Source organism: Candidatus Cryosericum odellii (assembly GCF_003570935.1).
GTDB classification, from domain to species: Bacteria; Caldisericota; Caldisericia; order Cryosericales; family Cryosericaceae; genus Cryosericum; species Cryosericum odellii.
In genome coordinates this window covers 8355-24921 of sequence record NZ_QXIU01000068.1, presented here as the reverse complement: position 1 = coordinate 24921, position 16567 = coordinate 8355, and the positions used below count along the sequence as shown (strand labels likewise).

General features: G+C 58.9%; 19 protein-coding genes. 2 read left to right on the top strand and 17 right to left on the bottom strand.

What is annotated here, in order from left to right; all coding sequences use genetic code 11:
• Window positions 1-177: 177 nt before the first annotated feature.
• From SMC5_RS02670 to SMC5_RS02605, 16 genes are all read right to left on the bottom strand, one after another.
• The gene (locus SMC5_RS02670; protein WP_119119478.1) at window positions 178-1077 is read right to left on the bottom strand and encodes a glycosyltransferase; all 900 of its coding nucleotides are present in this window, start codon (window positions 1075-1077) and stop codon (window positions 178-180) included.
• 3 nt (window positions 1078-1080) lie between these two features.
• Window positions 1081-1323 (bottom strand): hypothetical protein, encoded by a 243-nt coding sequence (locus SMC5_RS02665; RefSeq protein ID WP_119119477.1) that lies wholly within the window; start codon window positions 1321-1323, stop codon window positions 1081-1083.
• 23 nt (window positions 1324-1346) lie between these two features.
• Window positions 1347-2360, bottom strand: a complete 1014-nt coding sequence (locus SMC5_RS02660; RefSeq protein WP_119119476.1) for a glycosyltransferase family 2 protein — start codon at window positions 2358-2360, stop codon at window positions 1347-1349.
• Between the two features lie 11 nt (window positions 2361-2371).
• Window positions 2372-2680 (bottom strand): GDP-mannose 4,6-dehydratase, encoded by a 309-nt coding sequence (locus tag SMC5_RS02655; RefSeq protein ID WP_207798999.1) that lies wholly within the window; start codon window positions 2678-2680, stop codon window positions 2372-2374.
• A gap of 31 nt (window positions 2681-2711) precedes the next feature.
• A complete protein-coding gene (locus tag SMC5_RS02650) occupies window positions 2712-3686 on the bottom strand; it encodes a glycosyltransferase family 2 protein (RefSeq protein WP_165846345.1) in 975 nt (324 codons plus the stop codon).
• Window positions 3683-4684: a dTDP-glucose 4,6-dehydratase gene (rfbB, locus tag SMC5_RS02645; protein WP_119119474.1), complete on the bottom strand. Its 1002-nt coding sequence runs from the start codon at window positions 4682-4684 to the stop codon at window positions 3683-3685. The genes SMC5_RS02650 and rfbB overlap by 4 nt, the downstream gene beginning before the upstream one ends.
• A gap of 48 nt (window positions 4685-4732) precedes the next feature.
• Window positions 4733-5392 (bottom strand): CatB-related O-acetyltransferase, encoded by a 660-nt coding sequence (locus SMC5_RS02640; RefSeq protein ID WP_119119473.1) that lies wholly within the window; start codon window positions 5390-5392, stop codon window positions 4733-4735.
• Window positions 5389-6291 carry a dTDP-4-dehydrorhamnose reductase gene (gene rfbD / locus SMC5_RS02635; RefSeq protein ID WP_165848940.1) on the bottom strand — a complete coding sequence of 301 codons (903 nt, stop codon included), beginning with the start codon at window positions 6289-6291 and terminating at the stop codon, window positions 5389-5391. The genes SMC5_RS02640 and rfbD overlap by 4 nt, the downstream gene beginning before the upstream one ends.
• Before the next feature lie 5 nt (window positions 6292-6296).
• Complete coding sequence (gene rfbC / locus SMC5_RS02630; protein ID WP_119119471.1) at window positions 6297-6851, bottom strand: dTDP-4-dehydrorhamnose 3,5-epimerase; 555 nt, start codon at window positions 6849-6851, stop codon at window positions 6297-6299.
• Window positions 6844-7596, bottom strand: a complete 753-nt coding sequence (locus SMC5_RS02625) for a sugar phosphate nucleotidyltransferase (protein WP_119119470.1) — start codon at window positions 7594-7596, stop codon at window positions 6844-6846. Before SMC5_RS02625 ends, rfbC begins: the two co-directional genes overlap by 8 nt.
• Entirely contained in the window at window positions 7593-8255 is a 663-nt protein-coding gene (locus tag SMC5_RS02620) for a tyrosine-protein phosphatase (RefSeq protein WP_119119469.1), read from the bottom strand. The genes SMC5_RS02625 and SMC5_RS02620 overlap by 4 nt, the downstream gene beginning before the upstream one ends.
• On the bottom strand, window positions 8252-8554 hold the full coding sequence (locus SMC5_RS10980; RefSeq protein WP_207798997.1) for a P-loop NTPase family protein: 303 nt from the start codon (window positions 8552-8554) through the stop codon (window positions 8252-8254). The genes SMC5_RS02620 and SMC5_RS10980 overlap by 4 nt, the downstream gene beginning before the upstream one ends.
• Complete coding sequence (locus SMC5_RS10975; RefSeq protein WP_207798995.1) at window positions 8529-8903, bottom strand: CpsD/CapB family tyrosine-protein kinase; 375 nt, start codon at window positions 8901-8903, stop codon at window positions 8529-8531. The genes SMC5_RS10980 and SMC5_RS10975 overlap by 26 nt, the downstream gene beginning before the upstream one ends.
• A complete protein-coding gene (locus SMC5_RS02610) occupies window positions 8887-9669 on the bottom strand; it encodes a YveK family protein (RefSeq protein ID WP_119119468.1) in 783 nt (260 codons plus the stop codon). The genes SMC5_RS10975 and SMC5_RS02610 overlap by 17 nt, the downstream gene beginning before the upstream one ends.
• A gap of 8 nt (window positions 9670-9677) precedes the next feature.
• A complete protein-coding gene (locus SMC5_RS10600; protein ID WP_165846356.1) occupies window positions 9678-9839 on the bottom strand; it encodes a hypothetical protein in 162 nt (53 codons plus the stop codon).
• Between the two features lie 204 nt (window positions 9840-10043).
• Window positions 10044-11864 (bottom strand): O-antigen ligase family protein, encoded by a 1821-nt coding sequence (locus tag SMC5_RS02605; protein WP_119119467.1) that lies wholly within the window; start codon window positions 11862-11864, stop codon window positions 10044-10046.
• Window positions 11865-12198: 334 nt separating this feature from the next.
• Here SMC5_RS02605 and SMC5_RS02600 point away from each other — a divergent pair, with 334 nt between their 5' ends.
• Entirely contained in the window at window positions 12199-12750 is a 552-nt protein-coding gene (locus SMC5_RS02600; RefSeq protein WP_165846357.1) for a copper amine oxidase N-terminal domain-containing protein, read from the top strand.
• A 110-nt stretch (window positions 12751-12860) separates the two neighbouring features.
• Window positions 12861-15017, top strand: coding sequence for an O-antigen ligase family protein (locus SMC5_RS02595; protein ID WP_165848939.1), 2157 nt, complete (start codon window positions 12861-12863; stop codon window positions 15015-15017).
• 283 nt (window positions 15018-15300) lie between these two features.
• On the opposite strand, the gene SMC5_RS02590 is transcribed toward SMC5_RS02595, so the two are convergent.
• The coding region (locus SMC5_RS02590; RefSeq protein WP_119119500.1) for an ATP-binding protein at window positions 15301-16567 on the bottom strand (1267 nt) is incomplete at its 5' end.

Here is a 16567-nt window from a genome sequence, read left to right as displayed (position 1 = left end):
ATGGTGACGCCACACTCTCCTCTTCAGACGGCCCAGCCAAGAGCATCCAGTGGGCCCGAGCAAGCTGGTCAGCCGACTTCGAAGAGCGCAATAGCAGAAGAAGTTCAGCCAAGGAATCCCTATACCCGCCAGAGATAGCTCAAGCCTGCGACTCCGATTTTCATTCCACATTGACTTCTACTTCTCCAACTTTAGTATCCGGTCGAGTTCAACAACATGCAATTGCGCTTCACGGCACAAGTTCTGCTTCCTTCTAAGTCTCCAGTACCATACCCTTAGCTGGGCTCGCTCGCGTTCATAGTGGAGAAAGCGGTGGAAGTCTAGGCCGTACTTGTCATAGAAGTGATGTACGGTTGCATAGTCGCTGTGCGGAAATGCAGACGGCTCCGGCGTTCGTATTCCCTGGCTGGATCCGCCAAGATGAATGAAACGTTTCTGCCGAAAGAAGCGTCCATGCCAGCCTTCAGAAAGCATGTCAATGCGATTCCATACGTCGGATTCCTCGCAGCCCAGGAACAGCTCTTCGTCGAAGCAGCCAATGCGCTGGAAGACATCCCGGCGAATGAACACGGCCGCACCCAAACACGCCATTGTTGCCGCGTTGAAGTGCCCCATTAGCGAAATCAACCGGGCAATTCCGTGCGGATACTTGGTCTCGTGTTGATCTCGAAGGAAGAAACTGGGAGAACGCCTATGATCAGTCGTCAGTAGTTGCACGCCGAACACTGCCAGACACGAATCACTCTCGAACGCTGAGATGGCGAAGTCAAACAAGGGCTCGACTAACTCGGTATCGGGGTTCAGGAATAGCAGATACTTGCCTGTCGACAATCGTGCTCCCACGTTGTTTCCTTGGCCATAGCCCCCATTCTTGGGATTGCGAACAGCTTGTACCCATGGGAACCCATTGCACACGAGTTCATATGTCAAGTCACCTGTCGGACTATTGTCAACGACCGTTACCTGCAAATGATCTCCGATATCATTGAATTTCTGGATTGATTGAAGGCAGGGCACGATGACACTGCTACTTCGGTATGTCACTATGACAACAGACAGCGTTGGCAACTCAGACATTCCTCACTCCTCCTGCATCGACTGGGTCACTAACGGCTTGCCATGAGCATTGTACAGAGCATATCCAATCCCTATTACCATCCACAAGAGTGCGTCAACTCGATAGGTGAACACATTAGGCTCCGCCAGCTCGTCAATGAGTATGGCGATGAGGGAAAAGAGGCCTCCCATAGCCCAAGGCGAGAATACAGCCTTGATTCTCATGCGTGCCACTAGCCATAGACAAAAGGCTACTATGATTCCCATGAAGAGTCCTCGAGACATGTCGGTCATGGTCTAGGATCCGCACCTTTCAGCATGCACAACAAGTACAAAGTGGCTGTTCTGAACCGCCCCAGTCGTCGGACATGCTGGCTCAGGAGACGACCTACACTTCTCACACCGCCACAGGCAATTGCCTCCTTGACACGATGCACGTGTTCTATTGCAGCAGTTGCGGCATGGCATTCCGTGAGCCGCGATTCAAGAACGTCGAGCTGACGCGCGCAGGACGTGCACATGGCTATGCCATGTTCCAAGTGACTAGCAGGATGGGCAATGATACGCTTCAATGATAGTGCCATGGTGTCGATACCTATAACGTTTGAATCATGCTGCCGATACATGATAGTCGGCTGGTCAACATACAGCACGTGGCCACAACTGGCAGCCACCAGAGCCAGCCACCAATCGTGAAACACAGCTTCCTTAGGAATTGGCAACGCACGCTCCAGTAGTTGACGATTGACGAGCATAGTACAGCCCGTGGCAAAATTCTGCGTAAGTAGAATTGTCAGCGCATCATGCGGAGAAGGATTGCATAACCCTTTAGACCTCATGAACGAAGAACTGATAGGGCGCAGGTCAGCTGCCACAACCGTCAGGTCGGTATAAACCAGCAGAGGACAACTCGTTCCATACCTGGCTTCCCCCTCATGCATTGCCGCGAGCGCCGTGGCCAACTTGTCGGGCAGCCATACGTCATCCTGATCTGACAATGCCACATATTGTCGAGAACACAGCAAGAGGGCCAGGTTGAAGTTCTGGCCCACCCCAAGCCGCGCATGCGTGGGAGCCACGACAAGTCTCATTCCAACAGCTCTGGCGAATTCCGTGACGATGCTGACCGATGCATCGGAGGAACCATCGTCCGACAGCACAAGTTCGGTGGGCCGCGACGTCTGCCGTAGCAAGCTGTCAAGTTGCTCCTGCAGGTACAATGCTCCATTGAACGTGCACAGGGCAACCGATATGTCCGTGGCAGCCGCCTTGTAACTGGCTAGGCCATCTCCGTGGCCGGCCATCGCCTTCACCTCTATCCCCACGCCAGGCAGCGCTGTACCTGCCGTTCGAACGAGGCCTGTGTCAACCAATCGAACATCCTGTGTGCCTTTGCCGCATCCAGCGCATATCTCCGGTCATGCCCCGGTCGGTCGGCGACGTCGGCCTGCACGAAGGTGTAGCGGGGATCGCCTGCAACCTCTTTGACATTGTCGGGGTTGCCGGCATACGTCAGCGCGTCGAGGTTGAGGAGGTGAATCTCCGGATACTGCTGCATCTGCTGGAAGATGAAACAGGAGCCGATGAAGCCACAGCCCCCGGTGACAAGCATGGTCTCAGTCATGGAACAGCACTTCCATCGTCTCAACCATTCATCATCTCTTAGACACGAACCACTGTCGTTGTGTCTTGCCACTCAACCCCCGACAACCATCGAGTACTCCAACACCAATAGCATTCAACTTCTCACGCTTGCTTGACTCAAACAGAACGACCAACACGACTTCTTTGACCGCATTGCATACATCGCGAAGAACCCATCTGGTATCGAAGCGCCAGTATTTCCGATAGAAGAGAATCCGATTTCGCGCCATGTAGTATCCTCTGAGGGCAGAGCGGTTTGAAGTTGCAGGCCGCTTCCAGAGAAACCGATGCCTTATGGGGCTCCCTGGGCTGTGCACCATCACGGCGCCACACACTTGGACAACTTCCCACCCATGTTGTCGGCACCTAAAACAGAAATCATGATCGACGTAATCCACGAAGAAACTCTCATCGTAGCCACCAACAGCTTTCCATGCTGCCAGTCTCACCATACTGCCAGCACTCATGCAGGCTCCCACCGCCGTGTCAGCGTCTGGAACCGCGCTCTGATGCCCAGACGGGTCACTCTCTAAAGACAGTGGGCACAACACTGCAGGGAGACGTATTCCTCCCCACCTGTCGACACCACGCATGAGTCGTTGAACCAGTCCGACCGGCGCAACAGTGTCCTGGTCCATCAGCAGCATCCATTCGTACCCTTGACTAATCGCCATGCTGGCCGCTTGGTTGAATGCACCAGCCACACCGGTGTTCTCGTTGTTCACCGTCAGCGCAACGCTGAGCTCTGCACAGAGGTCTGAAAGCGCCATCTCGCTCTGTCTGGTGGAGGCGTTGTCTATGACAAACACTTTCGACACCTGAGGCAACACACTGTAAAGGGTCAACCGCGCTTCTGGACCCGGGTTGTAGGAGACTATGCATGCAGCCACACTGCGAGTACCTGGCGCGACAGTCTCCTGACTTCCGCTGACTCCTGCGCGGACAGGCTCACTATGACCTCCAATGGCATATTGCGTCTCTTTCACGAAGTACCTCGCAGCCACGAAACAGACTGCGCTAGCGACTCCATGAATGGTGAGCCTGCCACCCAGTCCAGGCTAGAGCACAGCTTCCCGCTGTCCAGCGCATACCTCCTGTCATGTCCGAGACGGTCGGGAACGAAGGTGATGAGCCTGGTGTAGGTCTCCTCGGGGTTGCCGGTCTGCTGGGCGAGGGCGTGGAGGAGCAGGTGGATGAGGTCGATGTTGCTCAACTCGTTGTTCCCGCCGACGTTGTAGACCTGACCGGGGGTGCCCTGGTGCAGGACGAGATCGATGGCACGGCAGTTGTCTTCGACGTACAGCCAGTCGCGGACGTTGAGGCCGTCGCCATAGACAGGGATGGGTTCACCGGCCAAGGCCTTCTTGATCGTGAGGGGGATGAGCTTCTCGGGGTACTGGCGGGGACCGTAGTTATTGGAGCTGCGGGTGATGAGGGTGGGCATGCCATACGTCCGGTGATAGGCCTGGGCCATCAAGTCGCCTGCTGCCTTGGCAACGCTGTAGGGACTGCTGGGTTTGATTGGCGAGCTTTCGATGAACTTCTCGGTGCTCTCCAGAGGGAGGTCACCGTAGACTTCATCGGTGCTGATGTAGAGGAAACGGGCCGTGTCTATACAGGCGTCCTGCTGCCACTGCTTGCGGGCCACGTCCAGCATGACCTGGGTGCCCAGGACGTTGGTGCGCACGAAGACGTCGGGGCCGTCGATGCTGCGGTCCACGTGGGACTCGGCAGCGAAGTGGACGACCTGGGTGGGATGATACTGGGCGAAGACGGCCTCCACGGCGGGACGGTCGGCGACGTCGGCCTGCACGAAGGTGTAGCGGGGATCGTCCGCAACCTCTTTGACATTGTCGGGGTTGCCGGCATACGTCAGCGCGTCGAGATTGATGAGGTGGATATCGGGATATTGCTTCATCTGCTGGAGGACGAAGCAGGAGCCAATGAAGCCACAGCCGCCGGTGACAAGAATTGTATCAAACAAGAGGATCACCTCCAGCACTCACACGTACTACTGCGACCGTATTCGTAATCATCTGACTTTCACTGCCGTTCTGAGCTTCTCGAACATGCCATGTAGCTGGTTCAGGTTCTGTTCAGTGACGGGTTGATACAGGAGGTCGCGATACTGCCGAATCGTCTCCGCATCCAAAAGGGAATAGTCTGCCCACGCGATGAGGTCGCGCGTCACATGCTCAGAGAACCTATGCTTTACTACCTTGGCAGGATTACCGGCAACGATACTGTAAGGCTCGACATCGCGAGTAACTACAGCACCGGCGGCTATGACGGACCCCTGGCCAACATCGACTCCAGAGAGAATCATCGCCTTCTGCCCAATCCAGACATCGTCATGGACGACTATCCCGCCCTTGGTTGCTGGCACATCCTCACGGTCTCTCAGAACCAGCGAATCAAACGGATAGGTCGAGGGCAATCGGTAATCGTGATTCCCCCCCAGGAGGAACACGACTTCTGGAGAAACTGACACGAAACGACCAATTGACAGATGTTCCCCCGGATTGTTCCAGCATATCGCATCCAGGGGACCGTACGAGAAGTCGCCCACTTCTACTTTGGTGATGTCGAAGAGCGACACAGGTATCATGTACTGACGTGGAAACCGTGCCGCGAATGATTTCCTGAACGCCCTTACTATCAACTTATGTTTCACAAAGCCGAATGCGCTCATTCCTCGATCCTTGCTTTACCAAGGCTAGCATTGCTCTCGGAGGAAGCAGAGGACAATTGCTCCCGGTACTGAAGCAAGCAGTCGTCGAGGGCGCCTTCCCAGGGACGCATGCCGCCCAGCTGTTCGAGTTCGAACTTGCGGTTGGCCAGCACCGAGTAGACGGGCCGGCGCGCAGGTGCAGGGTAATCCACAGTGTGAATGGCGATGACGGGAACATTCAGGCCCAGGCGGTGCACGATGCGGGTGGCGAAGGCATGCCAGCTGGCCTGCCCCGCGTTCACGCAGTGGTACGTCCCGGAACAGCCGTCCTCGATGGCTGTCCAGAGCTGATGGACGACGTCCTCGGTGAAGGTGGGACTGCCGACCTGGTCATCCACGATGCGCAGCTCGTCCTTCTCATGGGAAAGGCGCAGGACCGTGCGGACGAAGTTGTGCCCGGTGCTGCCGTACAGCCAGGCAAGGCGCAGGATGAGATGATCCGGGTTGGCCTCCCGGGTCGCCTGCTCGCCCTGCAGTTTGGTCCTGCCGTAGATGGAGAGGGGACCCGTGGGGGCCTCCTCGTCGTAGGGCTCGGTCGCCATACCGTCGAAGATATAATCGGTGGAGAAGTACACGACGCGGGCACCGACACGCTGTGCCGCCTGGGCCACGTTGCGGGCGCCCAGGACGTTGACACGATACGCCGCATCCTGTTCGGTCTCAGCCCGGTCCACGGCGGTATAGGCTGCACAGTTGACCACAACGTCGGGACGGGCAGATTCGATGGCCTGTTTGACACCGGCCCGGCCCGTGATGTCGAGGTCATGGAAGGTCAACGCTGTGACAGCGGAAAGAGGGGCAAGGAGACGCGCCATGTCGGTGCCCAGCTGACCATCAGCGCCCACAATGAGCAGCTTCATCACACTCATCTCTTCTCCCATTGTATCAGGGTGGGCCACTGCTGATCCTTGCCGGACAAGAGAGGCATGGAGCCGACAGGAAGAGGCCATACGATACCTACAGTGGGGTCGTTCCACAGCAAGCCCCCTTCGTCCTCAGGATGGTAGTATTCATCGCATTGGTACTCGACATCGACCTCCGGGGACAGGACCAAGAAACCATGGGCAAAGCCCTTGGGAATAAGGAGCGACCAGTGATTGTCACTGCTGAGTTCGACACCTGCCCACTGGCCGTACGTAGGGGAACCACGTCGCAGATCGACGCCAACATCAAACATGCGACCGGTTACACAACGGATCAGCTTGGCCTGGGGGCGTGTCTTCTGGAAGTGGAGACCACGCAGGACACCCTGGGTCGAATGCGAATGGTTATCCTGCACAAAGGTGTTCGTGATACCAGCCGCTGCAAACTCGTCTGCTCGGTAAGTCTCGAGAAAGAACCCCCGTGCGTCACCGTGCACGGTCGGCTTGATGACGATCAAGTCGGGGACAGCCAACGGCTCAAAGGTGAACTTAGTCATGCTGCTCGTCTCTTGTCTCGTCGAGACCAAGCTCAACGTTCTGCGCCAGATCATTGGCTGTGCGCAGCGAGGGGAATGTGCCAGCATCTGTCCACCAGCCCTGCAGGACATCGTACGTCATGGTACCGGCGCGGATATACGCGTTGTTGATGTCGGTGATCTCCAGTTCACCACGATGAGACGGGACCAGGGTCGGAATGATGTCAAAGACCTGAGCATCATACATGTAAATGCCGGTGACGGCCAGGTTGCTCTTGGGGCTGGCCGGCTTCTCCTCGATACTCAGGATATGTCCGTCCTGGGACAACTCAGCCACGCCAAAACGCCCGGGGTCCTGCACCTCTTTGAGGAGGACACGGGCACCCTGTCCTTGGCGCTGGAAAGCCTCGACCGATGGTGTGAGGTCATCCTGAAAGATGTTGTCCCCCAAGATGACGCAGCAGCTATCGCCCAAGCAGAAACCACGAGCCAGTCCCAAAGCCTGGGCGATGCCGCCTGCCTGATCCTGCACCTTGTACGTTAAGTCCAGTCCGAAGTCATGACCACTACCCAGCAGTTCCATGACATCCCCCATGTGATCACGACCAGTGACAACAAGAACATCCTTGATGCCCGCCTGCTTGAGGCGTGCAATGGGGTGAAAGATCATGGGATAGTTGCCCACGGGCAGGAGGTGCTTATTAGTTACAGCCGTCAGAGGAGACAGACGAGAACCGGTGCCACCAGCAAGAACAATGCCTTTCATTCCAATGCCTCCTTTGAGAGACTCGTACTCGAATCATTCCAGATACTGCGTGGTACGCGGAGTGTTGCATTGTGTGCGTCCGTTGCCGTGCAGGCAACCAGGCCACGATCCATCAGGTCCTGCGCAAGGTCGTCGCCCCTGGCGCGGTCCAGACTCGACGCGTTGACCTGGGCCAGACAACCGCGCTGAACCCAGCGGTCCAGGACATGCCAGTCGCTGCGGACATACGCGTAGCGCTCGACGTGGGCAAGGACAGGCGTGACGCCCTGTAGCTGCAGCTTGAAGATGACATCGTCCACATAGGTGGGCAGATCTTCGTAGGGCAACTCCAGCAGGAGGTGTGTGCCCCGGTCGGCAAGGGTCAGGACGTCGCCCTTCTTCACCCGGTCGGGCAGGTCAGGGCTGATGAAGGCCTCGTTACCTGGCAGGATGGTGAGAGGGATAGCCCGGCTGTTGAGCTCTGCCTGCAGGTCTTTGGCGGTCTGACGCACCTGGGCGGGGTCCGTCTCATGCTCGTCCTCGATCCAGTGGGGCGTGCCGATGACAGTGCTGATGCCGGCTACTGCGGCGAGGCGCGCCATCGCAACGCTGGTAGGCATGTCCGGCGCACCGTCGTCCAGTCCCGGCAGGATGTGGCAATGGATGTCGACGACGCTCATGGATGGGACGGTGTCTCCTCGGGCTTGGCGGGTTCGGTGCTGTAGGCGCCGTAGGTGCGGGTGTAATAGTAGTCGTTGACACGGCGGCGGGCACGGTTGAGGACGACCCCCAGCAGGTTGGCGTGCGCCTCCTCCAGAACCTCCTGCGCGTGGCGCACCTCACCGCCCCGGGTCTTGCCGGCCTGGACGACCAGGATGACCCCGTCGGCCAGCGACGAAGCCACGACCGCATCGGTGACGGGGAGGATCGGCGGGGTATCCATGATGACCACGTCATACTCCTCCCGCAGGCGGTCCATCAGGTGCTTCATGCGNNGTGGAATCGGCGTCGCCCACGATGAGGTTGGAGAGCCCGCGCTCGTTGGGGATGCCGAAGCGGTGGTGCAGGGTCGGGTTGATGAGGTCGGCATCCAGTGTCATGACCTTCTTGCCCGTCTGGGAGATAGCCTGCGCAAGGTACTGCACGACCGTGCTCTTGCCCTCGTCGGGAGAGGCGCTGGTCACCAGGATGACCTTCAGCTCCTTGTCGACGGCGGCAAACTGCAGGTTGGTGCGTAGGACACGGAATGCCTCGGCCACCGGGCTGCGTGAGCCCTTGTAGCCGCCGTACCCGTAGCCGTAGCTGTCAGTCTTAGTAGGCGCGGCCATGGTGGACCCCCTTTGCATTCATGTCCGGAACGACCGCGAGCACGCGGAGGCCGAAGAGTTTCTTGACGTCGTCAGGTGTCTTGACCGTATCGTCGAAGTAGTCCACAAGGAAAGCGAGCACGACGCCGAGTATGAGCGCAGCCACCAGCGCCAGTGCGATGTTGAGGAGAGGACGCGGGCTGACCTGCTCGGTCACGGGCACGGCCCGGTCGATGACGCTGACGTTCTCCACACGGTTAACCAGGGTGGGCAGTTGGGTGATGAACGACTTGGCCACGGTGTTGGCGATGAGCGCAGCACGCGTGGCATCCTTGTCCTTGACGCTGACCGCGATGATCTCGGTCTGGCCCTGTACCTGCACGGTGGTCATGCCTGTGAGCTGCTGCACCGTCTCGGGCAGCTTGAGCTGGTCGATGGTGTCCTGCAGGACGGCACGGCTGGTGATGATCTTGGCATACGTGACGGCAAGGGAACGGTTCGTCTGGATCTGCCCGTAGTCGACGCCACCCGCCGGCTGTGCCGCATTTGCCTTCTCGTTAACGATGAGGGACGTGTTGGCCTGATAGACGGGCGGCAGGATCACGTAGGACAGCAGGGCCGCCAGCACCACTGCGACAAACACAACCACGAGAACAATCCATGCACGGCGCCTCAGGACACCCAGCACGTCGCGCAGACTAAGTCCCTGTTCCATCAGCAGACACCTCGCTTCTTCAGAGTATTCCCCTGCAGCTGTTCGATAGGTGAAGCGGTCCGATTGTTCCATGCCGTCCTTCACTGTTCAAAACGCAGGGTCAAGGGGATGGAGCCATTGGCCTGCTTGACAAAGACGACGACCTCTTGGCGCGCGGGCAGTGTCACTTCGACGTTCCCTTTCCTAGATCGCATCGGTCCCGATGTGCAGCCGGCAAATGTCAGGATGAGAACAGCAATCATCAGCAGCGTATTGCCTCATCTATTTTCTACTCGAAATCGCATCGTTGTCTCACGAGTAAACCTACTCCAACACAGGTGACTGAGGAGGAACAATGGAAGAGGGTGAGCAGATGAGAGGTGAGGAGATGCGGTTGACTGTGAGGCAACAATTCCTCGTTCGAATAGGTTTATCCGTGAGGCAATAGGGTGCAAAGGACGCTGGAGCTAGTTGCTTCCCTGCTCCTGGAGCTGCACTGCGCGGTCAAGCGCCTGACCGGCGCCCGCCTGGTCGCCGGCAGCGTTCCGAGCGACCGCCAGGACGAACCATCCGTCGGCACGGAGAGGGTTGCGGTCGACTGCAGACTGCGCCTCGACGCCTGCGCGCGCGTCTCCCCGCTCCAGGTACAGCCGAGCCAGTGCATCGTGGTAGGCCCACATGCGTGGGTTGAGCCGTGTCGCTGCCTCGTACAGCTGCTGCACCTCCCGCCCGACCGCGCCCTGGTCCTGCGCCGACGCCTCGACCTTCGTCTGCAGGAATGCCGCAAGGTCAGCTTTCTGCTCAGCGCCCAGTGGTGCCAAGCGCACTGCGGTACGGTAACGGTACTGGGCAGAGGGGAGGTCACCCTGGAACTCCGCCCGCTGGGCCAGGGCGGTGTTGGCAGCCGACAGCAGAATGACGAACACGGCGCTCCAGACGACCACGACGAACGCGACGCCCGTCAGGAGGCGCGCAGAACGGGGGGAGTGACGGTGGCCGAGCGCGACGTGCGGTTGAGCGACGTCCGGCTCGCGCCTCTCGCGCGACACCAACAGGCCACAGACCACGAAAAAGAGCACCGGCATGACGAGCAGGGACCAGTCGAAGTCCACGGCGGCGTGGAGGACATTCCCGAACGCGCCTGCGAGCAGGCCGGCAAACACCGCCGCCTGTTCCCTCCGGGCAATGCGCAGACCCCGCCACAGGAGCGAGCCGATGAGAGCAAGAAACGCACCTCCCCCCAGGATACCCATGTCCACCAGTTGCTCGAACACGATGCTGTGGGGGAACTTGGCATAGAAGGGGATACTGCGGAACTGCGTGTACACGTACTGGTAGGTGCCCGCCCCCGTACCCAGCACCGGGCGGCGCAGCAGCATGGCCCACGCATCGCGGATCATGACCACGCGCGCGTACAGGCTGGCATCCTGCACTCCGCCCACGAACGCGAAGAGCTGCTTGATGCGCAGGGTCATGCTGAGCAGCATGGGCAGGAAGACGTCCCGTTTGAGCCAGAAGGTGAGAGCGAGGGCCGCAACGAGGAGGAACACCGCAAGGATGCCTTTGAGACGCTGCCCTCTGGGGAGCATGACCGGGAAGACGATGAGGGTAATAAGAAAGGCCAGCAGGCTGCCACGTGACTGACTCAGGATGAGCATGACGACGAAGAAGCCGGCGAGGCCTCCATACAGCACACGCGCCCACCAGCGGCGGACGTCCAGCGCGCGGGCCAGGGCAAGGAACATGGGCAGGATGAGGAAGGCAGCAAAGGTGTTGCGGTACTGCAGGGTACTGGTGACGCTGGTCCCTTGCGTCAGGCCGTGCGTGCCGAGCCATGTCCAGAAGGAGCCTGTCAGCCGGCTGCTTGCACCAACGTAGGCAACGAGACCGATGAGGGACAACAACACACCCAGTCCAAGGAGGATGCTGACGGCGAGGTCAAGCTGATCCGTGTGGCGCGTGACGTTGAAGACGATGTAAAAGAGGATGGCACAGAACAGCACCTTGAAGAATGCCACCATCGTGGCCTGGAAATAGACCGTCGCCACCATGGACAACGCACAGACGCCAAGGAAGGCCAGCATAGTGACGTCCACTGCACCTCCCGCGCGAGCCCAGCCGTGACGGGAACGCGTCACGACGAACAGGAGGACGGCAGGCAGCGCCAGCACCATCATCAGGTACGCCTGCCACGTGAAGTAGCCGCCCTGGAACAACGCACCGAACGCAGCCGGAACCAGTGCCAGGACCAGGATGAGCTTGTCGTACCGGTGCATGTCGTCGTTCACAGTTGGAAACCTCCTCCAGAGCGGGACTGGGCCCTGCCGTGGACTCTCATAACAACTGGCATTGTACCGATTGTGGCAGCCTTTTGCAAGGAGAGCTTTTTCATATGCACTGGGGCACAGTATACTCTACAATACGCTGGCAAAGGCCATCGAGCTCGATGTCACCATGACTGTTCACACGTCGTGAACATATCCGGAACCTTCACAGTCGAATAGACGCATCTGGAAGCAATGTCACGTTTACAGTACCCTCTCAATCATTTTGCTTCTTGGGGGAATGAGAGGATCTGGCTATCTTCTTCGACATGGGCGCAAAGGAGCGCTCAAGGGAGGAATGATGAGGAAGTTCAACAGGATTGTCGCCACCGTGCTGGCAATGTTGATGTTGGCACTGACGGTGGTCATCGCGCCGGCAGTCGTCAGGGCCGAGGGTGTCCCCGGTGATGTGTATACTGTCCCGGGCGACGTGTATGGTGTCCCCGGCTCCAAGACGCTGGTCATCATCATGATCATCGGCTCGAACACCATCAAGATCAACGACGTAGTGGGCAAAAAGGACACGAGCCCCCAGATCAAGTGGGGCCGCACGTTCGTCCCCCTCGCGCCCATCATCGAGGCTCTGGGCGGCACGATCGAATGGAACCCCAGCACCCACACGGTCACCATCGTCCTGGGCACGAACACCCTCGTGCTGACTATGGGCAACGCGTATGCCGTGGGGAACGGTAAGCGTATTCCCATCGACAGCAACCACGGCGTGGCGCCCTACATCCAGGCACCTGGGCACACGATGTTGCCGGTCCGGTTCATCGCCGAGAAGTTGGGCGCGTCCGTCATGTGGAACTCGGCGCTGCATAGCGTGACGCTGGTATTCGTCAAGCCCTGAGCATCACTGACAGGTTTGAAGCACGACAAAGCGCCGGCCGCGTGCCGGCGCTTTTTCATATGGTGCCGCCCATAGTTGTAGGCGTGGGCGCTGCGCATACAATGAAGCTCATGAGAAAACGACTGTTCATGTTGCTCACTCTACTCCTGCTGGTTGGCCTCGCCATCGGGACTCGGTACGGAGATGTCGTCCTGTACACGGCCGACTGGGTGTTCGCGGCTGCCACACTGGCCGTCTTTGCCGCCTGGTGCTTCTGGTGGCTGCCGGACCATCCATTAGTGTCGCTGTCCACCGACTGGTCGTCGTTGCTGCTGGTGGTCGCCGTCATCGCTCTGACCCTGCTGTCCCCGTACGGGTACGGCGCACAGGTCGAAGCGGCCAAACTGGGTGCTTCCCTCTTGCTGGCGGTCATGGTCCTCAACCTGGTGCAGGAGCGCGGCGACCTGCAGTTCTACCTGAACGGCATCCTGTTCCTCGGGGTGGGCATGGCGGCCGTCTCCTTCGCGTACTACATGGCAGCGATGTCACCCCTCTTCTATTTCACGCCCCTGTGGGCGAGCAACCTGCAGTACCACTTCGTCGTGAACGGCCAGCTGTGGGGACTGTGGCAGTACTCCAACACGTTCGGCGGCTTTCTGGCGCTGTGCACGCTGCTGGCTGTTGGCATGGCCACGGGGGACAAGCGTCGCGACTGGCGCCTCCTCTATGGCGCCTGCGCGGGCTTCCTGCTCATGGTGCTGTACCTCACGACGTCGCGCGGTGCATTCCTGACGGGCGCTATTGGCCTGATTGCACTTGTCCTGCTTGCTCCCCGCGGCTGGAAGGGGCGTGTCCTGCTGCGTGTGCTCATCGTCGGCGCGGCCGCTGCAGGATTCACCGTGCTCAACCGCGTGACCTTGGCCACGACAGCCATCAATGCCGGTAAGGGGCAGGCACTCGGTAATTTCGTCACGGGAGCCGGTGACGAATCCAACGGGACGCGCCTGCACCTCATGGTGTTTGCCTCCCACCTGTTCCGTGAACATCCGTGGGCAGGAACGGGACTGGGGACCTTTCCACACGCGTGGACCATCAACGAATGGGTTCACGACAGTTCGCGCCGCATCGACCCACATTCCTTCTTCTTCCGCTTCCTGGCCGAGACCGGCCTGCTGGGGACCGTTCCGCTGTTCGCCTGGATCGCCCGGCGTGGCCTGCAGGGCCTCGACCGTGTGTTCGGATCGCGCGAGGACATGGCGGTCACCGGCCTGTGGGCGGGCACGTTCGCCTTCTTCCTCCACATGTGCATGGACGTCGACTACGTCTACGCCGTGGCGCCCGTCATCCTCTTCTTCTGCCTGGCCCTCTTGTCGACCCGCATCGTAACATATGACATGCTCAGCCGCGACGACCGCCGCACGATGGTCCGCCAGGAACGCCCCTCAGAAGCGCCCCTCGTATTAAGAAGAAATACTCGGGGGCATTGGACCAACATGCAGAACACCCTCGGATACAAAAACATCCTTGGGCTCGGGGGCAGGCGTGTCCCCTGTCTGGTTGCAGGAGGGCTCGCGCTCCTGCTTGCGCTGACGCCCATCCAACGTGGGGTCGCTTCGCTGTACGCACTGCGCCTGGGGGGACTCGATCCTGTCACAAAAGCTGAGCGCCTGACGGATGCCGTCGTGCGCGACCCCGGCAACGACATGTACTGGAACCTGCTGGGTGGTGCGTATGTCAGCATGCTGTCGGGCGGGGTGACCGGTCCGGCCACCGACGCGGCACGCTCTGCCTTCGTACAGGCCCGGACGCTGGCGCCCGAAGACTATCGGCCATGGTGGAGCCAGGGCATGTTGGAGCTCAATCTCAAGAGCGCCGAGGCTCTCACCTGTCTGCGACAGGCCGAGCGGCTGTATCCGACGCTGGCTGCCATCAAGGGATGGCTGGCGCTGGCCATGGTGTACGTCGGGGACGACGTGCAGGGCGCGGAGGCGAAGGCTGCTGAGGCGCTGGCCATCACACAAGGAGAGCCGTATGCCATAACGGCACAGGCGTTCTGTGCCCTTGCACGGGGAGAGACCGCACGCGCCAAGGAACTGCTGAATGGTGTCGCCCGCCAGGGGTTCACTAACACCTTCGCCTACTACGGCCTGTCTCTGTGCTACCGTGCCGTGGGTGACACCGCGATGGAGCGCTCCGAGCTAGTCTACTCCCGCCGCATCAACCCCAACCTGGTGGAGGCCATGGCCCGCCTGCGCGTCCTTTCCCCTTTGGGGTCAGCTGGTAAATAGGCGAGGGTGGTACATCCTTTGGGGGGCCAGCTTGCACGAGTTACTGTTGTCGTTAGACTTGTGGTGTAACACGTATCGTGTAACATGTTTCGTGTTATGGAAGGCCTCTTTAACTATGTTGAGAAGAACAACAGGAAAGCGTGCTCCCTTTAGGGTCAGCTGCTCATTCGGGTCACGAGTGGTAAACCGGACCTGCAAATCGGCCCATTGTTGGCTACCAGAGAGAGTTGCACTGCTGGCAGCCCGATGTACCACCCCTACTTATTTACCAGCTGACCCCATATCATAACTCTTCGATGGAGCCCAACAACGCGATCGCGTACAGTGGAATATTCACCAGCCATAATTCCTTTCGGAAGTCCGACAGGGAGGTCCGGACTGCATACGTCGGAGTGTACCTGTCACAATACGCTCGCAGGCTCCAGGATTTCAGGTTTTCGGCCGCCTTGACCTCAATGGGAATCACATTTGACCCTCTCTGGACCAGGAAATCGACTTCTCCCGAAGAACGCTCTGTCGTATGGTAAAAGGCACGCAGCCCAAGATCGGAGATCAGTTGCTGCAGCACATACTGTTCTGTCAGCGAACCCTTGAACTCTTCGAAGATGCTGCTGCCTTCGATCAATGTCCTTGCGTCGAGATCGCCCATGGCCCCCAGTAACCCGACGTCCAGGGCGTAGAGCTTGAAGGAGCGGGCATCAATGTACGCATTCAGCGGAACGTCCGGTTTGGTGATGCGGTAGACTTTGGTGAGGAGACCGCAATCTTCCAACCATTGGATCGCAAGCTCGAAGTCTTTTGCGCGTGCACCTTCCCGGATCTGACCATAGACGAACTTCCGGTTCTCTTTGGCAAGCTGCGTCGGCACAGCGTTCCAGATCATACGCATTCGCGGTACGATCTCTGTGGGAGCATGCTTGGAGAAATCCTGATCATAGAAGATCAGCAGGTTCTTCTGGATTCGCCGGACCGCATCGAAGTCCTGCGTCTCCAGGTAGGTCGTCACCGCCTCGGGCATGCCACCGATGTAGTAATACTGCTTCAGCAGATCAATATAGGTCCCCCGGAACGACGTGATCAGAGCAACGTCCCTGTTCCCAATCAGTTCATTGAGCTGTTCATGCCCCGTGGCGTTGAGAAACTCCCGGAAGTTCAGAGGATACAGATCCAGGAGGTCCACTTTCCCCACGGGGAAGGAAGTCCCTTGATGCAAGGCGACACCCAACAGAGAACCTGCAGCAACGATCGCGTACTCCGGTGCGTTTTCATTAAAGTATTTCAGTGAGGTAAGAGCTTTTGGCACTTCCTGCACCTCGTCAAAAATGATGAGAGTGTCCTCAGGAGTGATCCTGACGCCAGTTTCGATCTGTAAGGCAGAGATGAGACGCGCGGTATCATATCCGCCATCAAACACACTCTGCATCCGTGGGTTATTGTCGAAGTTGACATAGGCGACGTTTTGAAAACCTGTTCTGCCGAATTCCTTCATGAGCCAGGTCTTGCCGACCTGCCGAGCTCCCCGCATGATGAGAGGTTTGCGGTTTCTCTCT

Coding starts and splice junctions, on each gene's coding strand:
- SMC5_RS02670 (WP_119119478.1), bottom strand. CDS start 1,077: ATGTCTGAGTTGCCAACGCTGTCTGTTGTCATAGTGACATACCGAAGT.
- SMC5_RS02665 (WP_119119477.1), bottom strand. CDS start 1,323: ATGGGAATCATAGTAGCCTTTTGTCTATGGCTAGTGGCACGCATGAGA.
- SMC5_RS02660 (WP_119119476.1), bottom strand. CDS start 2,360: ATGGCCGGCCACGGAGATGGCCTAGCCAGTTACAAGGCGGCTGCCACG.
- SMC5_RS02655 (WP_207798999.1), bottom strand. CDS start 2,680: ATGACTGAGACCATGCTTGTCACCGGGGGCTGTGGCTTCATCGGCTCC.
- SMC5_RS02640 (WP_119119473.1), bottom strand. CDS start 5,392: ATGAGCGCATTCGGCTTTGTGAAACATAAGTTGATAGTAAGGGCGTTC.
- rfbD (WP_165848940.1), bottom strand. CDS start 6,291: ATGAAGCTGCTCATTGTGGGCGCTGATGGTCAGCTGGGCACCGACATG.
- rfbC (WP_119119471.1), bottom strand. CDS start 6,851: ATGACTAAGTTCACCTTTGAGCCGTTGGCTGTCCCCGACTTGATCGTC.
- SMC5_RS02625 (WP_119119470.1), bottom strand. CDS start 7,596: ATGAAAGGCATTGTTCTTGCTGGTGGCACCGGTTCTCGTCTGTCTCCT.
- SMC5_RS02620 (WP_119119469.1), bottom strand. CDS start 8,255: ATGAGCGTCGTCGACATCCATTGCCACATCCTGCCGGGACTGGACGAC.
- SMC5_RS10980 (WP_207798997.1), bottom strand. CDS start 8,554: ATGGACCGCCTGCGGGAGGAGTATGACGTGGTCATCATGGATACCCCG.
- SMC5_RS02610 (WP_119119468.1), bottom strand. CDS start 9,669: ATGGAACAATCGGACCGCTTCACCTATCGAACAGCTGCAGGGGAATAC.
- SMC5_RS10600 (WP_165846356.1), bottom strand. CDS start 9,839: ATGATTGCTGTTCTCATCCTGACATTTGCCGGCTGCACATCGGGACCG.
- SMC5_RS02600 (WP_165846357.1), top strand. CDS start 12,199: ATGATGAGGAAGTTCAACAGGATTGTCGCCACCGTGCTGGCAATGTTG.
- SMC5_RS02595 (WP_165848939.1), top strand. CDS start 12,861: ATGAGAAAACGACTGTTCATGTTGCTCACTCTACTCCTGCTGGTTGGC.